At 51.4% G+C, this 21,071-nt stretch carries 12 protein-coding genes and 1 tRNA gene; 6 read left to right on the top strand and 7 right to left on the bottom strand.

The features are described 5' to 3' along the window. Window positions 1–695: 695 nt before the first annotated feature. The 3 genes from FJM74_RS20635 to FJM74_RS20625 all read right to left on the bottom strand — a co-directional run bounded on the left by FJM74_RS20635 (window position 696) and on the right by FJM74_RS20625 (window position 3,112). Complete coding sequence (locus FJM74_RS20635; protein WP_187264537.1) at window positions 696–1,148, bottom strand: hypothetical protein; 453 nt, start codon at window positions 1,146–1,148, stop codon at window positions 696–698. A gap of 346 nt (window positions 1,149–1,494) precedes the next feature. Beyond that, window positions 1,495–1,566 (bottom strand) — tRNA-Arg (locus tag FJM74_RS20630). Between the two features lie 358 nt (window positions 1,567–1,924). Next, on the bottom strand, window positions 1,925–3,112 hold the full coding sequence (locus FJM74_RS20625; RefSeq protein WP_187264536.1) for a Pycsar system effector family protein: 1,188 nt from the start codon (window positions 3,110–3,112) through the stop codon (window positions 1,925–1,927). 1,082 nt (window positions 3,113–4,194) lie between these two features. Between FJM74_RS20625 and FJM74_RS20620 the strand changes: the two genes are divergently transcribed. Then, window positions 4,195–7,977: a metallophosphoesterase gene (locus FJM74_RS20620; RefSeq protein WP_317175591.1), complete on the top strand. Its 3,783-nt coding sequence runs from the start codon at window positions 4,195–4,197 to the stop codon at window positions 7,975–7,977. 335 nt (window positions 7,978–8,312) lie between these two features. Continuing rightward, entirely contained in the window at window positions 8,313–9,335 is a 1,023-nt protein-coding gene (locus tag FJM74_RS20615) for a DUF6268 family outer membrane beta-barrel protein (protein ID WP_187264535.1), read from the top strand. 433 nt (window positions 9,336–9,768) lie between these two features. Here FJM74_RS20615 and ppk1 read toward each other — a convergent pair whose 3' ends face one another. The 3 genes from ppk1 to hflX form a co-directional block, all read right to left on the bottom strand. After that, entirely contained in the window at window positions 9,769–11,868 is a 2,100-nt protein-coding gene (gene ppk1 / locus FJM74_RS20610; RefSeq protein ID WP_187264534.1) for a polyphosphate kinase 1, read from the bottom strand. Window positions 11,869–11,987: 119 nt separating this feature from the next. Then, a complete protein-coding gene (locus tag FJM74_RS20605) occupies window positions 11,988–12,482 on the bottom strand; it encodes a SixA phosphatase family protein (protein WP_187264533.1) in 495 nt (164 codons plus the stop codon). Window positions 12,483–12,947: 465 nt separating this feature from the next. Continuing rightward, window positions 12,948–14,156, bottom strand: coding sequence for a GTPase HflX (gene hflX, locus FJM74_RS20600; protein ID WP_187264532.1), 1,209 nt, complete (start codon window positions 14,154–14,156; stop codon window positions 12,948–12,950). Between the two features lie 590 nt (window positions 14,157–14,746). Between hflX and FJM74_RS20595 the strand changes: the two genes are divergently transcribed. Together FJM74_RS20595 and rfbC are read left to right on the top strand one after the other, a co-directional pair. After that, window positions 14,747–15,868: a glycosyltransferase family 4 protein gene (locus FJM74_RS20595; RefSeq protein ID WP_187264531.1), complete on the top strand. Its 1,122-nt coding sequence runs from the start codon at window positions 14,747–14,749 to the stop codon at window positions 15,866–15,868. A 56-nt stretch (window positions 15,869–15,924) separates the two neighbouring features. Beyond that, a complete protein-coding gene (gene rfbC / locus FJM74_RS20590) occupies window positions 15,925–16,473 on the top strand; it encodes a dTDP-4-dehydrorhamnose 3,5-epimerase (RefSeq protein ID WP_187264530.1) in 549 nt (182 codons plus the stop codon). 323 nt (window positions 16,474–16,796) lie between these two features. Here the strand turns inward: rfbC and FJM74_RS20585 are convergent, their stop codons facing one another. Continuing rightward, window positions 16,797–18,086, bottom strand: a complete 1,290-nt coding sequence (locus tag FJM74_RS20585; protein ID WP_187264529.1) for a UDP-N-acetylmuramoyl-tripeptide--D-alanyl-D-alanine ligase — start codon at window positions 18,084–18,086, stop codon at window positions 16,797–16,799. 297 nt (window positions 18,087–18,383) lie between these two features. Between FJM74_RS20585 and FJM74_RS20580 the strand changes: the two genes are divergently transcribed. Together FJM74_RS20580 and FJM74_RS20575 are read left to right on the top strand one after the other, a co-directional pair. Beyond that, on the top strand, window positions 18,384–20,621 hold the full coding sequence (locus tag FJM74_RS20580) for an FG-GAP-like repeat-containing protein (protein ID WP_187264528.1): 2,238 nt from the start codon (window positions 18,384–18,386) through the stop codon (window positions 20,619–20,621). After that, window positions 20,621–21,016: a hypothetical protein gene (locus FJM74_RS20575; protein WP_194350036.1), complete on the top strand. Its 396-nt coding sequence runs from the start codon at window positions 20,621–20,623 to the stop codon at window positions 21,014–21,016. The genes FJM74_RS20580 and FJM74_RS20575 overlap by 1 nt, the downstream gene beginning before the upstream one ends. Window positions 21,017–21,071 lie beyond the last annotated feature (55 nt).

Here is a 21,071-nt window from a genome sequence, read left to right as displayed (position 1 = left end):
CTGCGTTTTAGCCCCCCCCCGCCCGGCGCCGGCCGCACCCTCTCCAGGCGCCCTGTGGGACTTGGCGGCACTTCCTGTTGGAAGGCAGGCCCTTTCAAAGCGATTCTCAATTATTCTAATGAAAATGGACCTCCCAAAGAGAGATTATTAAATTGGAGTGACTATTTAGATATAACCGATTTAATTCTTTGGGACGCTCCACCTTTTCATAGAGGGCAGATCTATTATCATAACAAAAGACAAAAGCCATAAAATATGCTTTTCCGCAAACAGGATACGCCCTCGCTCTGCTAACTTAGAGGGCAGCATAAATAATCATTGTTGTTGCACCTACCCCACAAGATTGCTATGTCGGGGTAGAGTGCCTGGGGAATGTGGAAAGGGATAGATAGAATTTGAAACTGGTGCTCCTCAAATTTGATTTGTAGTAAGGTTTGATGCCTGAAAAACTGCCAGAACCCCATATATGCTTTCAGTCTTAATTTTGAATTTCTAATACATAGATTAGCGGAGCGTTGCGTAAATAGTTTCTAATTTGGATATATAACAGGTTCTATATCAGTATCCTGGAATTGCATAGCTTGTTTCACTTTTTGAACATAGAAGAAAAACTCAGCATGTGTAGGGCATAAAAAAAGCTCTCATGCGGAGAGCTGGAAAAAATTCTGGATATATCAGGCCTGCAAAAGACGCAGTTAACGCTCTAACCAGTTTGTAGCTTCTGTTATGGATGCAAAGGTTCCAAAATCGACTAATGTTTTTTGCTTTAGCTTAGGCAATAGTTCCTTTACCTGAGCCTCCCTAGTAAGGTTTTCGCTTTCCAGGCGGGCAATTTTCTGAAGGCGGGTGTTTGTCAGGTCTTTGTTAAACTCCTTTAGCAGGGCTTCATATTCAGCCTGCGAAATACCTATAATTGATTTTCGCGAGTCGATCAATAACTTTTTCACATCATAGTGCTTAATGGTGTCAACAATGGCCTGCAGGGTTTGCTTCATTTCTGCTGATGCGTAATCGAAGATATCCGGCCATTCTACTAACAGAATATCTGTAACCGGATTGTACTCGAGTTTGATTAGATTATTATATATGATCATCACCAATGAGAGCTGTTTGTAGAATACAACATGAATACTAGAAATTAATTCCAAAATGCGTAACTAAAATTGCAAACTACTCGTAAAGGTGCCGGTTTATACTTATTAACTGATGTGTAATCTCTTATATATCATGTTGTTGCAGGCTTCAAGCGAGGGCGCCATACTTATCTACAATAATTTGGCCTTTTTAAATCGGGAGCGGGCTTAAGCAGGAACAGGCTTATGTTTTAGAAAAGGTGGCAAACCGATTTCTGATGCAGACGAATCGGTAGTATCTAAATTCAGGGTTAGGAATAAGCTGGTACAGCATGCGAGACAAGCAATATCTCTTTACTTGCTCTCTGGTGTAGCTAAGAGCAAATTATCGCATTCTCAAGTTAAGTGTCAGGAAGGATTGTGGCCGCGCCGGGAATCGAACCCAGATCTAAAGTTTAGGAAACTTCTATTCTATCCGTTGAACTACGTGGCCTGTGTTAACACTTTTGCTAAGGGCAAATTTAGATTAAAAATGTCCTTAAAACAAGTGCCATGCTATTTAGAGCAGTTGCCTGTTCAGATTTTTAACCTTCTGCAAATGTAAGAACATGGCGCTAAATTTCCTGACTGGCATTAGAATTCCATTAAAGCAGGCAGATTGCAAGCTCCTTGCTTTTGCCGCGGCAAAGTAACTCGTTAATTTGCTGGTTTGCGCGGGCAGGCTATCACTAAAATTGCGTATCGGCTTTAGATGCAATTATGCTAATCAGAATATCCCTGCGGAGGGTATTTCTTTATTTGCTGCTGCTGCTGAAGGACCGGCAATCACGTCTGCAGGCTACACTGACAGGTTAATAATAGGCCATGGCAATGCTGAAGGCTATAACCGTGAGCACTAATCCGAACATAAAGATGGTATAGGAAATGCGCAGTATTTTGTACTTACGGTCGAGCACCTCGCCAAGGTAATAAATGTCTGTGATCATGTTGTTGTACAGCGATTTTTTGTCCCGCATTATTTCATGCATCCCCTGCTGAAAATCCTCTAACGCTAAATTGGTGAAATTGCCGAAGAAGAGCAGGTTCACATCCCGGTTCTTCATTTTATTTTTGTTCATTGCGAAGCTGGTTACTTCGGGCTGGGCCGATATGATGGCAAAAATAATGGAGCCTAGTGTGGTCAGGAGCAGGGAGCCTATGGGGATAATGATAATGCGATGTTGTGCAAACTCAGTGCCTATAACAGACGACTTAGCGCTAATGTAGGTGATGATAACTGACATGATAATGGCGTTCAGGCTAATCATCATATTGGCCTTGTTATCGGCAATGGCGCTTAAGTTCAGGTGCGTGCGGTAGGTGTTCCGGAACATGGTCTCGATGCCTCGCTTAGGCTGAGCCAGCGTTTCACGGTACTTTTTCTCCTTCTTTTTCTGCTTTTTAACTTCCTGGTTCAGGAAATTGCGCTGCTCCTGAATGTTCAGCCCAAGCTGCGAAGCAAATTTACCTTGTGCAGCCTGCGTGTAAAAAGAAGTGGTCAGCAGGAAGTCCATCTGGAACTGCGCCCACTCCTGGTCGGTAAAGAACTTATCCAGAAAAATTTCCCATTCCACGCGAAGCAGTTCGGCGGTGGCAAAAAAAGTAGGTCTGCCGATGTTCGAAAGATCGGCGTCTACCAGTATCTCTTCCAGCAGCGCCTTGGGCTCCTGACCATGTTTTGTGGCCAGTATACATTGTGCTATGCGCAGTATCCGCTCCTGCGGGTACTGCTGCTCCTCCAGCCAATCAGTGGCCAGCCTAACGCTTTCCTCTTCGTGCCCCTGGTAGGTGTTGATATAGCCCAGGTCGTGGAACCAGGCGGCTAGAACAACGTCCTGTAGCTCATCTGCAGGCAGCTCATGGAGCTGGCCAAGCTTCAAAGCTTCATTGGCTGTCTCGAAGGTATGTTTGTAGTTGTGATAGACAAGCTTTTTGGAAAGCTTCTCCTGAAAGACTCTCGATACAAATTCTTTTGCCTGTTCAATTATTTTATTATCCATATAGGGTATACTACTGCCTTTGAAACTGGAAGTATTAGGGGTGCCAAACCTCATGTGTAATGCAGATAAAGATGGTGATGCATAATGCAGCTGTTGTAATCTGCGGTTACGGCAAAAGCAGCTTTTAGTTAGCAAAGCCGCCTATTAAGTAAATATAATCCTTGCTTCCTGCTCCTGCCGGGGTATGATACCTCTCCTGCATGTACAACCCATGCTACTAAATTCATGCAGGTAAAATCTGTCGCATGCGAGCCGGACCAGCAGCCTCAGGAGCAGAAGAGGTCCCCGAAGGGCTGTTTTGATTAGAATAATTCCGAAATTCAGACTTCTTTCTCTTCTCATGCTGCCCGGTAAATATACCCCTGAAGGATTGCCGCCGTTGCTGCTGCCGCTATATTTTGTTTTCTTTCCTTCCTAGCTCTGGGAGCAATTATTCTAATGAAACAGGCCCTCTAGAGGCTTTTTAGATGTTAGATCACAGATGTTAGACTTTTTAGTCAGCATCTTAATAGGTAGGCCCTAACCAAGTATTTACAGGAGGTAAGGACTCTCAGGATGGTTGCAGCATAAGCTGTGCAGCCTTCTATAGGTTCTAATTTGGCGAAGCACTCCCCTCCAAGCCTGTCTGAAACTCTGCATGTTGTGGCTCGCCTCTGCCGATCCTTGTTAAAACTGCTGCTCCGGCGCCACAGGGCTATAACTAAATCCCGATTGTCATCGTTTATCAAATCCAGTCCTGCAGTGCTGAACTGTCCTTTTTACCACATTTTCAGTATAACAAACCTAACCAAAGCATACCATGCTTCTACACACGATCGAGTGCATGTTTACGAATGTTATATGATAACGGAAAAAGGCGAATTTCTGAATTATTCAGGCCATAACCGGCCTGCCAGGCTATCGGCTGCTCATTTTCTAATAAACACTAGCAGGAGGAACCCGGTACGTAGCCGAAGAGAAACAAGCTTGCCTGAATGCTTCCTGCCATTCAGCCTGTCCGAACATTTACTGAGGCGGCCTGCCGGCGGCTTTGCAGGCAGGATTCGGTTTGATCATTATCTATAAATAATAACTTCTATACTGTGCCTACACGTTTACTGTCTACACTTGCATTTGTCTTACTGCTGTCAGCCTGCGCTTCCCACAAATCCTGGTACAGCCGCGAAGTGCTCAACTGGGAGAAAGCCGTGCCGGACCCGGCTAACAAGCTTTTATACACAGTTTTCCTGATCGGCGATGTAGGCGCACCAGACCTCGAGAAGGGGGAGCCCTCCATGATACTGATGCGGAAACAAATGGAAGAGGCGGGTGCCAGGAGTGCCACTATCTTTCTGGGGGACAATGTGTATCACAACGGGCTTCCGGAAGAGGGCCGGTACGACCGTGAAATCTCTGAGAAAAGACTGAATGCCCAACTCGACATTTTGAAAGGCTATGCCGGCGAAAAGTACATGATACCGGGCAACCACGACTGGAACCATAGCGGGCGGGGCGGACTGGAGGCCGTGATGCGCGAACAGGTATATGTGAACACGTATCTGACAGAAGAGAATATTGTGACTGGAGGAGACTTTTACGTGCCCGGAAACGGCTGCCCTGGGCCTTACGAGGTAAAGATAAGCGACGACCTGGTCCTCATCGCCATCGACTCGGAGTGGTGGCTCCACCCTTTCGACAGGCCTTACGGTAAAAACACCACCTGCGAGGCTGCCACCGAAATAGATTTTCTGGTGCAACTGGAAGATATAATCGAGAAGAACAGCGGAAGCGACATTATGATAGTGGCGCACCACCCGCTGCTGGCCCGTGGGGCGCATGGCGGTTTCTTTACCCTGAAAGACCACATATTTCCGCTTACCATGCTGCGCGAATGGATGTATTTTCCCTTGCCGGTTATTGGCTCTATTTATCCGTTTGCCCGCAAATACGGCGGCATTCTGCAAGACACACCACACCCACGCTACCAGGCCTATATACAGGGCCTGATGACTATTTTTGAGAAGTACGACAACATTGTGTATGCGGCAGGACATGAGCACGCCCTGGAGTATGCCAAAATAGGTAAGTTGCCGCATATCCTGAGTGGGTCTGGCTGCAAAACGCAATTTGTGAAACCCGGAGGCGGGGCCAGCTACCTGCACCAGGTGAAGGGTTTTGCCAAGGTGCTCTACTACGAGAACGGAGAAGTATGGACGGAGTTCTGGGTACCGGAGGGCGATGGGTCCACAGGAAGCATCTCCTTCCGGACACCCCTCTATGCCAAAAAGCCCCGGCCGGAAGCTCCATTAGTAGAAGACAAAACCAACTATGCCGACAGCACCATTACAATAGCGGCAAACCAGGATTACCTGACAACCAAAATCCGCAGAAAGTTGTTAGGGGGCCATTACCGCACTGAATGGGGAACACCGGTGGAGGTGCCGTTGCTCGATATGAAAAACGAACTGAATGGCCTTACACCATATCAGAAAGGAGGCGGCAAGCAAACCGCATCGCTCAAAGTCAGGAACCCCGATGCCCAGGAGTATACCCTGCGTACCGTCGATAAAGACCCTACCAATGCCCTGCCCGAGTATCTGCAGGAAACTGCCGCCAAAGCCCTGTTGCAGGACCAGATATCGGGCCAGCACCCCTATGGTGCGCTGGCCATACCGCCACTGGCCAATGCTGCCGGTGTGTTCCACACCAATCCGAAACTCGTCTTTATACCCAACACACCTTATTTGCGGCAGTACATAGATGAGTTCGGAAACACACTTGCCTTTCTGGAAGAAGATCCTGACGAGAACCACGAAGATGTAGCCAGCCTCGGGAATGCAGCAAACCTGGTGGGCACCGATAAGGTACTGCGCGAAGTCGGGAAAGACAACGACAACCGGGTAGATGAGCAGGCATTTGCCCGTGCCCGGCTCTTCGATATGCTCATCGGCGATTGGGACAGGCACGAAGGGCAGTGGCGCTGGAAGGAGGAGAAGCTCGAGAATGGACACAGCTACATTCCGGTGCCCGAAGACCGCGACCAGGTGTTCTTTAAGGCCGATGGCATTTTGCCCTGGCTGGCCACCCGTAAGTGGGGAGTGCGGCACATTCAGAATTTCGACTACGAGATAAAGGATGTGGTGGGGCTAGGCCTTAGTGGCCTCAACCTGGACCGTACTTTTACCCCCAGCGTAACCCGGGCAGAGTGGGTCCGGATGGCCGAAGAAATAAGGGTGCAGGTTACCGATAGTGTGATAGAAGAAGCCATCAAGCGGTTTCCTGAGAATATAAGGGCCATTTCGGGGGCGGAGATTGCAGCCAAGCTGCGGGCGCGGCGCGAACAGCTGCCCCAGGTGGCCGAAGCATATTACGAGCACATTTCAGAAATGGTAGACGTAACCGGAAGCGACAAGCACGAGCATTTTATAGTAGAACGCCTCAACGATGAAGAAACCAGGCTGACCGTTTTCAAAATTAAGAAGGAGGGCGATATCAGAGATACCCTGCTTACGCGCACCTTTTATACCAGCGAAACCAAAGAACTGCGCCTCTACGGCCAGGGAGGGCAGGATAGGTTTGATGTGACCGGAACCGTGAACAAAGGCATCATCGTCCGGATAATTGGTGGAATAGGTGAAGACATTATCAGCGATCAATCGCGGGTGAGCGGCCTGAAGAAACACACTTATGTATACGACACGAAAGAGGGGAACACCTTTCGCTTTGGTCCGGAAACAAAAGACAAAACATCTGTTGCCGCCGAGGTGAATGCCTACGACCGCACTAACTTTAAGCTGCCCTATACCGGGCCCAGGCTGTCGGCGCAGTATAACGTAGACGACGGGCTGTTTCTGGGGGCGGGCGTGCTGCGGCGCACTCAGAAGTTCCGGAAAACACCGTATGCCTCAGAACACCTCCTGGAGGCAAACTTCGCTTTTCTCACCAAATCCTTTAATATAAAATACTCCGCTGATATACGGGATGTGGTAAATAAATGGAACCTGAGCCTGTACGCCCTGCTGCAGGGGCCACAGTTTCAGCGGAACTTCTACGGCTTTGGCAACGACACTCAGGCGGCCGATGATCAGGACAACAGCTTCTACCGGGTACGCTACCGCCGCGTAGACCTGCATGCCACCTTCACCAAAGACCTGAACTCGTTCGTAACAGTGGGTCTTGGACCTACCTACGATCGTTTCCGGGTGTCAGACTCCGGCAAGGAGACCTACCTGCTGCAGGAGGTGGTGGCAGGGCGGGTGGAGCCGGGTATTTACAATGCCGAAGAGGGCTCATTTAAGGCGCAGCACTATGTCGGGGCGGTGGCCTTTGCCAACCTGGAAGTGCTGGGAGGCGAAAACACTGCCAACCCGCGCATAGGCATGCGCTGGCACAACCGCTTTAGTTTTCAGCAGCAGGTTGGCGCGGAGCGCATGCAGTACACTAACATCCGGTCGGAGTTCCGGTTCTATATCAGCCCGAACTTTCCGTTCCAGGTTACATGGGCAGGGCGCCTCGGGGCATCTCATAATTTTGGCGATTTCCGCTTCTTTCAGGCAGCCACGCTGGGCGGCACCGATAACCTGCGGGGCTACCGCCGTACCCGCTTTGCCGGGCGCAGTGCCGTGTTCGGCAACGCAGAGGCGCGGCTGGGGCTGTTCGACCTCAACTTTTCTGTAACGGCCGCCAGACTAGGTGTGCTGGGCCTCTTTGATGCAGGCCGGGTGTACTACGACGGCAACGAGAAACAGAATTTTTTCCGAAGTATGCATACAGGTGTGGGAGGGGGCCTTTTTGTTGATATCATCCAGAAGAACGTGATCTCGCTAACTTATACCAAAGGAGAGGAAGAAGGGCTGTTTAACGTAAACCTCGGATTCTTCTTTTAGAAGCAGGCTGCGGCAGGCATCATCCCTGCCGCAGCCTGGAAGCAGGGCTTCAGAAGCTTTTCTGAGCTTAGCGGTGCAGAAAGCTGAGCAGGGCAGGGAGCAGGCAACCTCATGCTGCCGATGCCGTTGCTGAAACAAGGTGGGCGCCGCGTATAACAAACGAGCAGAAGCATGAACGCCGGCAGCAGCTGTTTGCCTGGTATCAACGTAATTATTCTTAATTATTCTAATGAAAATAGCCCTCCGGAGGTTTTGCTTATACACTACCCAACAGTGAGGTACGCCTGAAACTGAAGCCCTGGTAAAAAACCAATATTTTTACGACCCAACGCACTATGAAAAAAAAAATAGTTTGTATGGTACTTTGTTGGCCACTGCTGTTGCTTCATCAGCTGGTAAGGGCACAGGCCATAGAGCCGGAAAAAGAGAAGATCTATGCCAATCCATCGGTGGAAGGAATGCCCAGGGGGCGTGGCGTGGTGATTGGTTACGAGCGCCTGCCACAGTTCGATATAGACTCCCGCACCGACGACCCGGCTATAGGGAATGGCAGCGGCCGCGTAAGGCGAAACAACAAATGGGACATGCGCCTGATGGCTCCTGTTATGAACAAGCCCCGGACCAAGTTATTAGTTGGCGTTACGTACAATGTAGAGGAATTTAACTTCGAGCATGTGGAGCCCAGCACCTACAGCCTCTACAGGTACCTCGAAGATAAAGACCTGAAAAGCCTGGGCCTGCAGATAGCCTTTCTGCGGTCTATAGACGAAGAGAATTTTTACCTGGTGCGTATAAAAGGGGAGCTGAACGGCGATTATACGCAAGAGAACATAAACATAACAGACTATCTGAAAACCACCATAGACATGGCCTATGGCTGGAAGAAAAGCCCCAACTTTGTGTGGGGAATAGGCGGACAGTTTGGGTATACCTTCGGGCGCAGGCGCGTGTACCCGGGTATACTCTACAACCGCACCTTCAACGATAAATGGGGAGTGGAGTCTATCTTTCCTGCTAATGTGAGGTTCAGGCGCAACGTGTCAGAAAAAACGATTCTGTACGCAGGCTACCGGCTGGAAGGCGCCAGCTACAACATGTATGTAAATCAGCCGCCTCTGGCGCAGTTCGAGGATCTGGAACTGCGCCGCACCGACATAAAAGCGCTGCTGCGCCTGGAGCAGGAGATCTACGATTTTCTGTGGTTTTCGGTAGAAGGCGGTTTCCGGCAGTATTACCGCAACCGGATCTACGACGTAATAGGCTCCCGCGACGAACTGATCAACAACGACCTGGCCGGAGCCGGCTACCTGGGCGTAGAGCTTTACCTGGTGCCGCCAAGGCGATTCTCGCAAAGGTAATTAGCTGCGGTAATCCCCATCTAAATGCCTTATCCGTCTTTGCCCCCGGCTCTGTCGCCTGGCAGAACTTTCATCTGCTGAAAAACAAGTCTTGTAGACTTCATGAAGTGCGCTGTCAGGGCACAGCCCCTGGGGAATATTATTCTGGTTTCGGATCAATTATTCTAATTAAAATGCTCCCCCAGAGGTTACTGTTGCTGCTACTAGTGCTTCGTCAAATTAGAAATTCAAAATTATGGTAGCTATGTTTTTTGGCAGCTTTACAAGTATTAAATCGTTCTAAAAATCAAACTGGAGGAGCACTAGATGTAATTTGCCGCTGCACCTTTTATGAAAGGCCTCATAACCAAAAATCCCCTTGCAGGCCAGAACCTGCAAGGGGATTTTTTGAATCAAAACAGCCCTCCGGACCTACTTCGGCTGCTGCACAAGCTTAGCTGGCTTTCTTTTTCGGCTGTTTGGTTTCCGGCAACAGGCTTTCCAGGTAACTGTAGGTGGCGTATTGTGCCCGCACTCTCTCCTGCTCCGTCGTTTGCACATACGTATTGTCTACGGTCCGGGCTTTGGTGGCGTCCTGTAGCTGCAGGTCTATGATATGGCGCAGTTGCGCTACCAGGTCGGGCTGCGTGAGGGGGAAGGCCACTTCTACCCGACGGTTCAGGTTGCGGGTCATCCAGTCGGCGGAGGCTACATAGTATTTCTCCTCGCCGTTGTTATGAAAAATATATACCCGCGCGTGCTCCAGGTAGCGGTCTACGATGCTGCGCATCTCGATATTCTCGCTTATCCCTTCCTGCCCCGGCACCAGGCAGCAAATGCCCCGCACCAGCAGCTGTATCTTTACGCCGGCCTTACTGGCGTCGTAGAGCTTTTTAATCATGCTCTCATCCTGCAGGGCATTCATCTTTAAGATCATGGAGGCAGGCAGGCCTTTTTTTGCATTTTTTATTTCCTGGTTTATCAGCTCCACAAAGCGCTCCCGCATGTTTATGGGCGCCACCAGCAGGTGGTTAAACTGCTTGTCGGGTTGCCCGTCCATCAGGAAGTTGAAGACCTGCTCCACATCCTTGGTAAGCTCGGGGTTGGAAGTAAAGAGGGCGTGGTCGCAATAAATGCGGGAGGTGTCCTCGTTGTAGTTGCCGGTGCTCAGGTAGGCGTAGTTCTTCATTTTGCCATCTTCTACCTGCGTGATCAGGCCCAGCTTGGAGTGTACTTTCAGGTCAGGGGCACCCAGTATTACATTGGCCCCGGCTTTCTGCAGCTTACCCGCCCAAAAGATGTTCGACTCCTCGTCGAAGCGGGCCTTCAGCTCTACCACCACCGTTACCATCTTGCCATTTTTAGCTGCTTTTACCAACGCTTTGGCAATGGCAGAGTCTTCGGCTACACGGTACAGGGTGGCACTGATCGATTTTACTTTCGGGTCTTCGGCCGCCTCCTGGAACAGCCGGAGCACATAGTCGAACGACTGGTAGGGGTAGTGCACCAGGTAATCCTGCTTTTTCATGGCTTCCAGCAGGCTTGGCTCCTGCTCCAGCAGCGGGTGCGCCAGGTTGGGCTGTGGCTCAAACTTGAGGTGAGGCAGGTTAAAGTCAGGGAACTGGAAAAAGTCGCGGAAGTTGTGGTATTTGCTGCCTTCCACCAGCGCATCTTCCTGTATGCCGGTGTGCGCCATAATGGCCTCCAGCAGTTCCTGCGGGGTTTCCGGGTCGTAGAGGAGGCGGGCGGGGTAGCCAGTTTCGCGCTTCTTCAGGCTCTTTGTGATCTTGGCCATAAGGTTGCCGGCTTCGTCTTCGAGGTCAAGCTCAGCGTCTCTGGATACTTTTACGGCATGCGCCTTTTGCTGTTTATAACCCGGAAACAACTCTGCCAGACAGAAGCGGATCACATCATCAATAAACATGACGTACCGTTGGTTGCCCACAGTGGGCAGCTTCAGAAAACGGCCTCCGTGCTTTTTAGTCGGTATCTCCATCATGGCAAAGCGCTCCGGCGGCACATTGTCTTTCAGGGGCTCGGTCAGGTGCACGCCCAGGTACACGGTCTGGTCTTTCAGGAACAGGTGGGTCTGTGTTTCGTCCAGCAAAATGGGGAGCAGCAGGGGCTGCAGCTTCTCGGCAAAATATTTTTTTACAAAGGTCTTCTGCTTCGGTTTCAGGTCATGCTCTGTTAGCATGTGGATGTTCTCTTTGTGCAGATCGGCCAGAATACCTTCGCGAAACACCTTGCCGAACTCCTCCTGCTGCCTGCCTACCTCCTGCAGCACTTGCTCCAGGGTTTCGGTTGGCGGCTCCACCAGCTTTTGCCGGGTCTTCTTTTTGAGCACGACAAGCCGCTTGAGGGTGGCCACGCGCACTTTAAAGTACTCGTCGAGGTTAGAAGAGAAGATGGCCATGAACTTAATGCGCTCGAGCAGGGGCACCCGCGGGTCTTTGGCCTCCTGCAGCACCCGGTAGTTAAAAGCGAGCCAGCTGAGCTCCCGGTTTATGAAAGGGTATGCTTTAGATTTTTTATCGGTTTTAGGCTGTTCCATATATGTGTTGCCTTCAGTAAGGCTGGTGTTGTTTATTCAAAGCGTTAAGGGCACTTGTTGCCACCGCTTTTAGTGAAGAAGAAAGAAGATCTTAGCCCTGTTTCTTGCGTGGGTTTGTTTTATTTGTAGTTCTTAGGGAAGTCGAAAAAGAGCAGTTTGGCATTTTTAGAGCTGATGTCGTACCAGCTTTCGCAGTCGAACTCCAGTGCCACCACACCAGCAGTAGGTATTCTGGAGATCAGATCTGGCGAGAGCATGTTGGCAAATTCAGAGAGAGCCTCGTTATGTCCTACAATCATGAGTGCGTCTACATCGGCAGGAGCTTCCTGCACCACCTCCAGCAGCACTTTTTTTTCAGCGCCATAAATGCGGTTGTCTATCACCATGTCGTCGGGTTCGTAGCCAATTTCTTTGGCTACCAGGGTGGCCGTAGAAATAGCCCGCACAGCGGAACTGGAGATAAGCAGGTCAATTTTTACATTGCGCGATGCCAGTTCCTCGCCCATCAATGGGGCGTCTTCCCGCCCGCGCTTGTTCAGTGGCCGGTCGTGGTCGCTGAGTTCTTCAAATTCCCAGCTCGATTTGGCGTGCCGGAGTATATATAGTTTTTTCATAAAATGTCAGTTACAATAAGCCCTGAGGCAGTAGCCGGTTAGTTTTCAGCACAGGCTTTTCGTCTTTACTGCCAGCACCCGGAAATAGTTGTGACACAGGGAGGTGATTGTGGTATAGTATACAGGCTCCGCTTACATAAAGGTGGGTTCAACCAAATTATTCTAATGAAAATGCCCCTCCGGAGGTTCTGCTGCTCTAAAACAGGCACAAGACGCAGGACCTAAGACACAGGGCTTTTTTAAAGATAGGAGTTAAGATTTTATTGTTTTAAAGTCTGCTCTGGGCATTCATCTCCAAATCTTCACATCTCCAAATCGAAAAATTCCCAAATCAAGAAATTAGCACATGAACCCATTGTCACATTAGGTGGGCTGCTAAAATAACAGCGGCTGCTCCAAGGTGGAGCAGCCGCTGTTAAGTATGGTTTAATTTAATAAGTCCTGCGTCTTGTGTCCGAAAAAAGACTACACATTGTTCGGGTAGCGCTCATAATGGATCTCCGATACGCGCCGGAGCAGTTCTTCGCGCAGCTCCTCGATGTTAATTTTGTCTGTGGCCGAAATAAACAGGGCCGAGGTGTGCTCCTTGGCCATGTAGGTCGCCTTCAGGTCTTCGATAGACGGCCGCACCGGGCGGTGTTCTTCCGCCAGGTCTTCGTGCTCCTGGTGTAGCTCCTGCTCGCGCTGCTGCAGGTACTTGTCTATCTTGTTGAACACCAGCAGCACCGGTTTGTCGGCCGCGTGTATGTCTTTGAGCGTGGCGTTTACTACGGCAATGTGCTCTTCAAAAGACGGATGCGAGATATCCACCACGTGCACCAGCAGATCCGACTCCCGAATCTCGTCGAGCGTGGATTTAAACGACTCTATGAGCTTGGTGGGCAGCTTCCGGATGAACCCAACCGTATCGGAGAGGAGGAACGGAATGTTCTCGAACACGACCTTGCGCACCGTGGCATCTACGGTGGCAAAAAGCTTGTTCTCGGCAAACAGATCAGACTTGGAGAGCAGGTTCATGATCGTAGACTTGCCTACGTTGGTATAGCCCACCAGCGCCACCCGGGTAATGCTGGCCCGCGACTTGCGCTGCTCAAAATTCTGCTTTTCAAACTTAAGCAGGCGCTCTTTCAGCAACGATATCTTTTCGCGCACAATACGCCTGTCCGTCTCAATCTCGGTTTCACCAGGTCCCTTCATACCAATGCCACCCTTTTGTTTGGAAAGGTGGGTCCAGAGGTTGGTGAGGCGGGGGAGCAGGTACTGGTACTGGGCCATTTCTACCTGCGCGTGCGCCTGCGCGGTCTTAGCCCGAAGGGCAAAAATATCGAGTATCAGCAGGCTGCGGTCCACAATCTTTACCTCCAGCTCCCGCTCGATGTTGCGTACCTGCGAGGGGCTCAGGTCATCGTCGAAAATAACCATGTCTACGTTATGCTCCTTTACAAATGCCTGGATCTCGTTGAGCTTGCCGCTGCCCACAAAGGTGCGGGTGTCGGGCTTGTCGAGCTTCTGCACGAAGCGTTTTATAGTTTGGGCGCCGGCCGTCTCCGTTAAAAAGGCAAGCTCATCGAGATACTCTTTCGTTTGCTCATCAGACTGGCGGTGGCTCGGCACTGCTACCAGCACCGCAGTTTCCTGTGGCTTGGCAGTTTCGTGAAATTGTTTTTTACCCATTAAGATTCTTTCATATCATGTTGTATGCCGCCAACTCCTCCACGCACTGTGGGCTAGGCCGCAGCATAGCAGCACCTGGCAGAAGTCCGCAATTATTGGCCATAACGCTTTTGCGGTCGTCCAGGTTAAGATTGATTTTTCCGGGGTCTGAGGCTACAGACCTCCGTTGCCAGCATGGCGTTGGTAATTCTACGTAATTCCCTTTTGCGTCGGTTATACTGTTTTTGCTTGAAGTCGGGATGAATGCTGCTATCTGCGCTCGCCTATGGGTGGAAGAACATACTGCCGCAGCCCCTTTCCCTTCCGCAAAATTACATCTTGAGCAGGCCGAAAACAATAGGTGCAATTTAACCCAATTTTTCTGATAATAGCGTCAGGAATAGCTAACTTGCACCCTAAAAACTAAGTAGGCTACCCTTGCTTCTCTAATTTAATTGTTAGAAAAATTTATGCGGTCGCGTAGGTGCTTCAAGACGGCCAGAGGCCGCGGAACAGTAGTCACGCATGAAGACGCTCGCGCCAGTATAATTTCTAATTTTTAATTTGGCGCAGCACTACCCCTTGTTCTGCTACCCGGCGCTTGTTTAATTATGCGGATTGCCATTGTCATCAACACATCCTGGAACATCTTTAATTTCCGCATGAGCCTGGTCAGGGCCTTGCTGGCGCAGGGGCATGAGGTAGTGGCCATTGCACCAGCCGATGCCTATTCGCCAAAGCTGGTGGAGGCTGGCTGCACGTTTGTGCCCGTGCCGATGGCGCAGGGCACAAACCCCTTCACCGACCTGCACCTGGTCTGGCGCCTGTACCGCACCTATCGGCGCCTGCGCCCCGACGTGCTGCTGCACTACACCATCAAGCCCAATATTTACGGCTCCCTGGCAGCCCAAATGGCAGGCGTGCCAGCCATCAACAATGTGTCGGGGCTGGGGACGGTGTTCATCGTGAAAGACCTCATCTCCACCATCGCACTGGCGCTCTACCGTGTCTCATTCAGGTTTCCGAAGAAAGTCTTTTTCCAGAACGAAGACGACCGGCAGCTGTTTCTGGCACAGAAGCTGGTACGCCGCGAGCTTACCGAGGTGCTGCCAGGCTCCGGCATCGACCTGCGAGCCTTTGTTCCTGCCGAGACGTACAGGCGTAACCAACCGTTTGTCTTTTTGATGGTGGGCAGGCTGATGTTCGAGAAAGGCATTGCAGAGTACGTAGAAGCGGCCCGGCTGGTGAAGGCAGCCTTTCCGGAGGTAAGATGCCAGGTGCTGGGCGCGATAGATGAGCGCAGCCGCACGGGCATCAGCCCCGAGCTGCTGGCGGAGTGGCTGCAGGCCGGCAACATCGAGTACCTGGGCTTTACCGATGAGGTAGCCGCTAAAATTGCCCAGGCCGACTGCGTGGTACTGCCCTCTTACCGCGAAGGTACGCCCCGCACCTTGCTGGAGGCTGCTGCCATGGCAAAACCGCTCATCGCCACCGATGTGCCCGGCTGCCGCGAAGTAGTAAAAGACGGCGTGAACGGTTTTCTTTGCCAGGTCAGGAGTGCCGCCGACCTGGCCGCTAAAATGCTGCAGGTCCTGCGCCTCAGCGACGATCAGCTGCGGCAGATGGGGCAGGCAAGCCGGGATCTGGCCGAGGCAAAATTCGACGACCGCTTTGTGATAGAGCGTTACCTGGCGGCCATTGCAAAAGTTACGCACCAGGAAATGCCGGAATAGGCAAAAGTTATGAGAATAAAATTATAATTTGCAGATAATTAAAGATCAAGATTAGCATGGAATCTAAAACCTTCCCTATAGAGGGGTTGATAGAGTTTATACCGCGTGTGTTCCGGGATGACAGGGGCTTTTTCCTGGAGACATTCAGCCAGAAGATGTTCGAGCCCTTTGGAATAGACCCTGTGTTTGTGCAGGATAACCAATCGGTTTCGAAAAAAGGTGTACTGCGTGGCCTGCATTTCCAGAAGCCGCCTTTTGCGCAGGGCAAGCTGGTGCGTGTCTCGTCTGGCAAGGCGCTGGATGTGGCTGTGGACCTAAGGCGCGATTCTGCTACTTACGGGCAATTTGTGGCTTGTATGCTGGATGCGGAGCGGCGCAACATGTTCTGGATTCCGGCAGGTTTTGCACACGGTTTTGTAGCGCTGGAAGATAACACGACGTTCCTGTACAAATGCACCGATTACTACCAGCAGTCAGCAGAAGGCGGCATACTCTGGAACGACCCTGAGATCGGTATAGACTGGGGCATAGCCGAGCCCCTGGTATCGCCAAAAGACGAAGTGCTGCCGCTGCTGAAAGATTTCGATTCCCCGTTCAGCATGTAACAGTAGCATGGCTGATCATGCTCCCCGGGTTATAGCAGCAGCAGAGCCTCTGGAGGGACATTTCCATTAGAATAATTTGTTAATATGCTAATGGGTTAATGTGCTAATTTATCGATTGGAAGATTGGCAGGGGAGAAAGGGGGATTTTGAAATCGTGCATGAGAAGAAGCGTGAAATACCCTTCAATCTTAACAAGTCCTATGTCCTGAAAAAGCTTCCGGAGGGCCGTTTTCATTGGAATAATTCAGCCTGATACGAAGCAGCAGCGGGCTAGCCAGGTTGATAGTCATTAATTCGGCTAGCCCGCTTACTTTATGTTAGCATTACAAATGCTTTTCCAGCAGCGTCTCCAGGCCCATGCTGCGGGAACCTTTAATCAGCACATGGCTCTCGGTAATGGGGTGCTGCTGCAGCCACTGCTCAAGTTCCTGTTTTGTAGCGAAATGTTTGAAATCTGCTTTCGCCTCGGCGGCGTAACGCATGTCTTTTCCGCAAAGCAGCACGGTGTCGAACTGCTGCTCCGCCAGTAGCTGCCCGATTTGTGCATGCTCTGCGGCACTTGCAGCGCCCATCTCAAACATGTCTCCCAGAATAACCACTTTGCGAGGTGCCTTCATGGAGGCAAAGTTGCGGATGGCGCCGGCCATGGAAGTAGGGTTGGCGTTGTAAGCATCCAGCAAAATGGTGTTGCTGCCTTTCTGCACTACCTGCGACCGGTTGTTGCTGGGGCTATACCCAGCAATGGCCACGTTCGCCTTCTCCAGCGGCACCTGAAAATACTTGCCTATGCAGGCGGCCGCTGCCATGTTCTCGTAATTGTATGATCCTACCAGCTGTGTGTGCACCTCGTGGCCTGCTTCGTCGCGGTACACTACAAAGGGAGAGGCTTCTAACAGCTCGCTATGGTAAAAATCGCCCGGGGCAGGATAGGTAACTTTGTCGGCAATGCGGCGGCTCATGCGCAGCAGGTGCTCGTTGGCGGTGTTCACAAACACGGTGCCGCCTGTTTTGTCGAGGTGCGCGTAGAGCTCGCTTTTGCCGCGCGCCACACCTTCCAGGCTGCCGAAGCCCTCGAGGTGCGCCTTGCCTATGTTCGTGATCAGGCCATGCGAGGGCAGGGCGATGCTGCAGAGCAAGGCTATCTCGCCAATGTGGTTGGCACCCATTTCAATAATGGCCATCTCGTGCTCCTGTTTAATTCGCAGCAGCGTGAGGGGCACGCCAATGTGGTTGTTCAGGTTGCCCTGGGTGTAGAGGGTGTTGTACTGCTGGCTGAGTGCCGCATAGATAAGCTCTTTGGTGGTGGTTTTGCCGTTGGAGCCGGTAATGCCAATGACAGGTATGCTTAGCTGCCGGCGGTGGTATCGGGCCAGATCCTGCAAGGTCTGCAGTGTATCCTCCACCACAAAACAGTTCTCAGATGCCATGGCCGGGTCGTCTACTACGGCGTATCTGGCCCCTTTCTGCAAAGCAGCGGTGGCAAAGGCAGCACCTTTAAAGTTTGGCCCGTTCAGCGCAAAAAATAGGCTCTGCTCCTGCGCCGCGCGGGAGTCGGTGCTTACGTGGTGGCACTCCAGGTACTTTTGGTAAAGAAATTCGATGGTATGCGGCATGCAATGCTTAATTTTATCTTGACTAAATGCTGTTGCTGAAGTATCGTAAGTAACCGGACAAAACCAGCTTAATGCATTTCGTTTAAAACAAAAAACAAATAAATTGCTGTAAGACAGGTTCGTGTAAATAAAAAATCTTCTGTCTTACGTCCTGATACTTGTGTCCTTTTACTTACGTTAAGGTATAGGTTTCTTCTGCGAAAGCAATTTACACCAGAAACCGGAAAAGCAGTAGCAATGCCGGTGCTAAACCAGAATATTCTTTGCTGCTACGGCAGCCACTACTGATCCTCTGAAATGTTAAAACTTTTTACCACACTGCTCAGCCTGCTCTTTGCCTGCTCCCTGTGCCTGGCGCAGCAGGAGCCGCTGCAGTTCAGGCTGCGGCATGATGTGCCGGTGCACACGCCGGACGGCCAGCTGCAGGCGCCGTGGAGCGGTGGCCTCAATTCGCCCCAGTTCTCGACCATAGACCTGAACCAGGACGGACAACAAGACTTCTTCGCCTTCGACAGAACCATGCAGAAAGTATACACCTGGCTGGCGGTGCAGGAAGATGGCGTGTGGCGCTACCAGTACGCTCCGCAATACGAGACACTGTTCCCGAAGGAGCTGACGGCCTGGGTGCTGCTGCGCGACTACAACTGCGATGGCCTGAAAGATATTTTTACCTCTGCCCCCCTCGGCATACGGGTGTACCGACAGGTAATTTCCGAAGACAATACCATTACATTTGTGCTGGCCGAAGATGCCTTGTACTACAGCAACAACAACGTAAGCAGAAGCAACATGCAGATGAGCGCTGCCGATGTGCCCATTATTGCAGACATGGATGGCGATGGTGACCTGGATATTGTGCTCACGGAGTTCTCGCTGGGAGAAACCATGGAGTACCACCGCAACATGCGCGTGGAGCAGGGGCTGGATTGCAATACGCTCCGGTTTGTGCAGGAAACGAACTGGTGGGGTGGCATAACCGAGTGCGACGGCTGCAATAATTTCGTTTTCGGAGGATTTTGCCGGGTGGCGGCCCCGCAGCACAGCGGTCACGACGGCTCTGCGCTACTGGCTATTGACCTGGATGGCGATGGTGACAAAGACCTGCTGATGGGAAACGTTTATTGCGACAACCTGCAAATGATGGAAAATGTGGGTACCCCGGCCAAAGCCCTGATGCAATCGTTGGAGCCTTCGTTTCCGCTCCACACCAGGCCTGCTAAATTTAACCTGTTTACGGCTGCCTACTACGAAGACGTAACCTTCGATGGCGTACCCGACCTGCTCGTGGCGCCCAACAGCAGCGTAAACGAAGGCCTGGGCGAGATGCAGCGGGCGGTCTGGCTATACCACAACAACGGTGCGAAAGACAAACCGGACTTTGAGTTTGTGCAGGAAGATTTTCTGCAGGGGCAGATGATCGACCTGGGCGAAGGCGCCTTTCCTGCTTTTGCTGATATAGATGGCGACGGAAAGCAGGACCTGCTCATAGGAAATGCTGCTTCTATTCGTAACGGAAAGTATACCGCCTCCCTCAGCCTTTACCTGAACACAGGCACACCTGCAGAACCTGCCTTTACACTGGCTACAGACGATTACCTGGGCCTGGCTGCTAACGAGTACCTCCGTATAAAACCTGCCTTTGCCGACCTCAACAACGATGGGGTGCAGGACCTGGTCCTGACCTATAGCCGCAAACAAATCAACAACACCCGCATCAGTTATATTCCCAATTCAGGCGGAGCTGGCAAGGCATTCCAGTTAGATGCCGCCAAACTGCAACTTATCCGGACCACCACAGATGGCGACTCGCCGCTGTTTGTAGATGTGGATGGAGACGGCGACCTGGACCTGCTGCTCGGGAAAGCGCATGGCGGGCTTGAGTTTCACCGGAACACGGGGACGCCTGCCGCGCCTGTTTATGAAATGGAGATCCTGGCCATGGGAGGCATCACCCCTGATTATTTCCGACGCAACATTTATCCCATTGCCGCTGATATAGACGGTAACGGTGTACCCGAACTCATAACCGTAGATGACAGTGGTGTACTGCGCGTGTACCGCGATTTTACCCAAAACCTAACCGGTACATTTGTGGAGGAGAGCGAGCTGCTGGAGAATATCCTGACTGAAAAACGGGAACAGACCAGATTGGGCAAGGCTACAGGCGTGGCTATGGCCGGTTTGGGAGGACCGGATAAATTGTACCTGGCAGTAGGCACGCAGGCTGGCGGCCTCTACCTGCTGGAGCAGACGGAGGGGCACCAATACAACCCCGGCGAGCCGGTAAATCAACTTGGGCTGGAGGTGTATCCGAATCCCTGGAGCCTGCAACGTGCCGATGAAGTTACGGTTAGAACTGCTGAACCGGTTGCTATTGCTGTTTATGATGCCATCGGCCGGAATGTCTTCAAAGGCTCCGGAAGTTTCAGCCGCAGCCATCGCCTCAGCCTGAAAGGCATTAAAGCAGGCATGTATTTTATCAGAGCCACTAACACCAAAGGAGACCAGCAGGTTAAAAAGCTGGTGGTGCAATAATGAAGGCTTTCCTGTACCTCAACCTGCTGACATCAGCCCAAACCACCTACGAGCAGCCCGTGCTGCTTTGGGCAAAGAAGCATCTGCCCGAAGTCGCCGTGCTGGACTTGGACGCAAATTCCGATGAGATGCTGCAGCACTACGCCCTGCGCCTGCTCCGGGAGGCGCAACAGATAGCTGTTTGTATCAGGTCGGAGGCAGAGGCGGCAGAGTTCCAAAAGCTCATGCCGCTGGTGGAGGAATTGCTACAGCCCAAACCCGGGCGTCTGCTGCTGCTCTACGGCGGCAACGCACGCCTGCTCCGGATGCTGCAGGCCAGGCCACAGCTGAAGTTCAGAGTTGTTGAAGAAGAGGCGCAGTTGCAGGAGGTGCTGCAGAGCTTTTTTGATCAATAATGCGGGAGCTAAATTGAAGATTTGTCTTGCGTAATATCCTGTACATCCTCTAATC

It is taken from the genome of Pontibacter beigongshangensis (assembly GCF_014332515.1).
GTDB classification, from domain to species: Bacteria; Bacteroidota; Bacteroidia; order Cytophagales; family Hymenobacteraceae; genus Pontibacter; species Pontibacter beigongshangensis.
The sequence above is the reverse complement of the archived record's forward strand: the minus strand, read 5'-3'. Positions and strand labels throughout refer to the sequence as shown.

Bases quoted from the DNA above. Each gene is read 5' to 3' on its own strand.
- FJM74_RS20580 (WP_187264528.1), top strand. From the start codon at position 18,384: ATGTTAAAACTTTTTACCACACTGCTCAGCCTGCTCTTTGCCTGCTCC.
- hflX (WP_187264532.1), bottom strand. From the start codon at position 14,156: ATGGGTAAAAAACAATTTCACGAAACTGCCAAGCCACAGGAAACTGCG.
- FJM74_RS20585 (WP_187264529.1), bottom strand. From the start codon at position 18,086: ATGCCGCATACCATCGAATTTCTTTACCAAAAGTACCTGGAGTGCCAC.
- FJM74_RS20575 (WP_194350036.1), top strand. From the start codon at position 20,621: ATGAAGGCTTTCCTGTACCTCAACCTGCTGACATCAGCCCAAACCACC.
- FJM74_RS20605 (WP_187264533.1), bottom strand. From the start codon at position 12,482: ATGAAAAAACTATATATACTCCGGCACGCCAAATCGAGCTGGGAATTT.
- rfbC (WP_187264530.1), top strand. From the start codon at position 15,925: ATGGAATCTAAAACCTTCCCTATAGAGGGGTTGATAGAGTTTATACCG.
- ppk1 (WP_187264534.1), bottom strand. From the start codon at position 11,868: ATGGAACAGCCTAAAACCGATAAAAAATCTAAAGCATACCCTTTCATA.
- FJM74_RS20615 (WP_187264535.1), top strand. From the start codon at position 8,313: ATGAAAAAAAAAATAGTTTGTATGGTACTTTGTTGGCCACTGCTGTTG.
- FJM74_RS20625 (WP_187264536.1), bottom strand. From the start codon at position 3,112: ATGGATAATAAAATAATTGAACAGGCAAAAGAATTTGTATCGAGAGTC.
- FJM74_RS20595 (WP_187264531.1), top strand. From the start codon at position 14,747: ATGCGGATTGCCATTGTCATCAACACATCCTGGAACATCTTTAATTTC.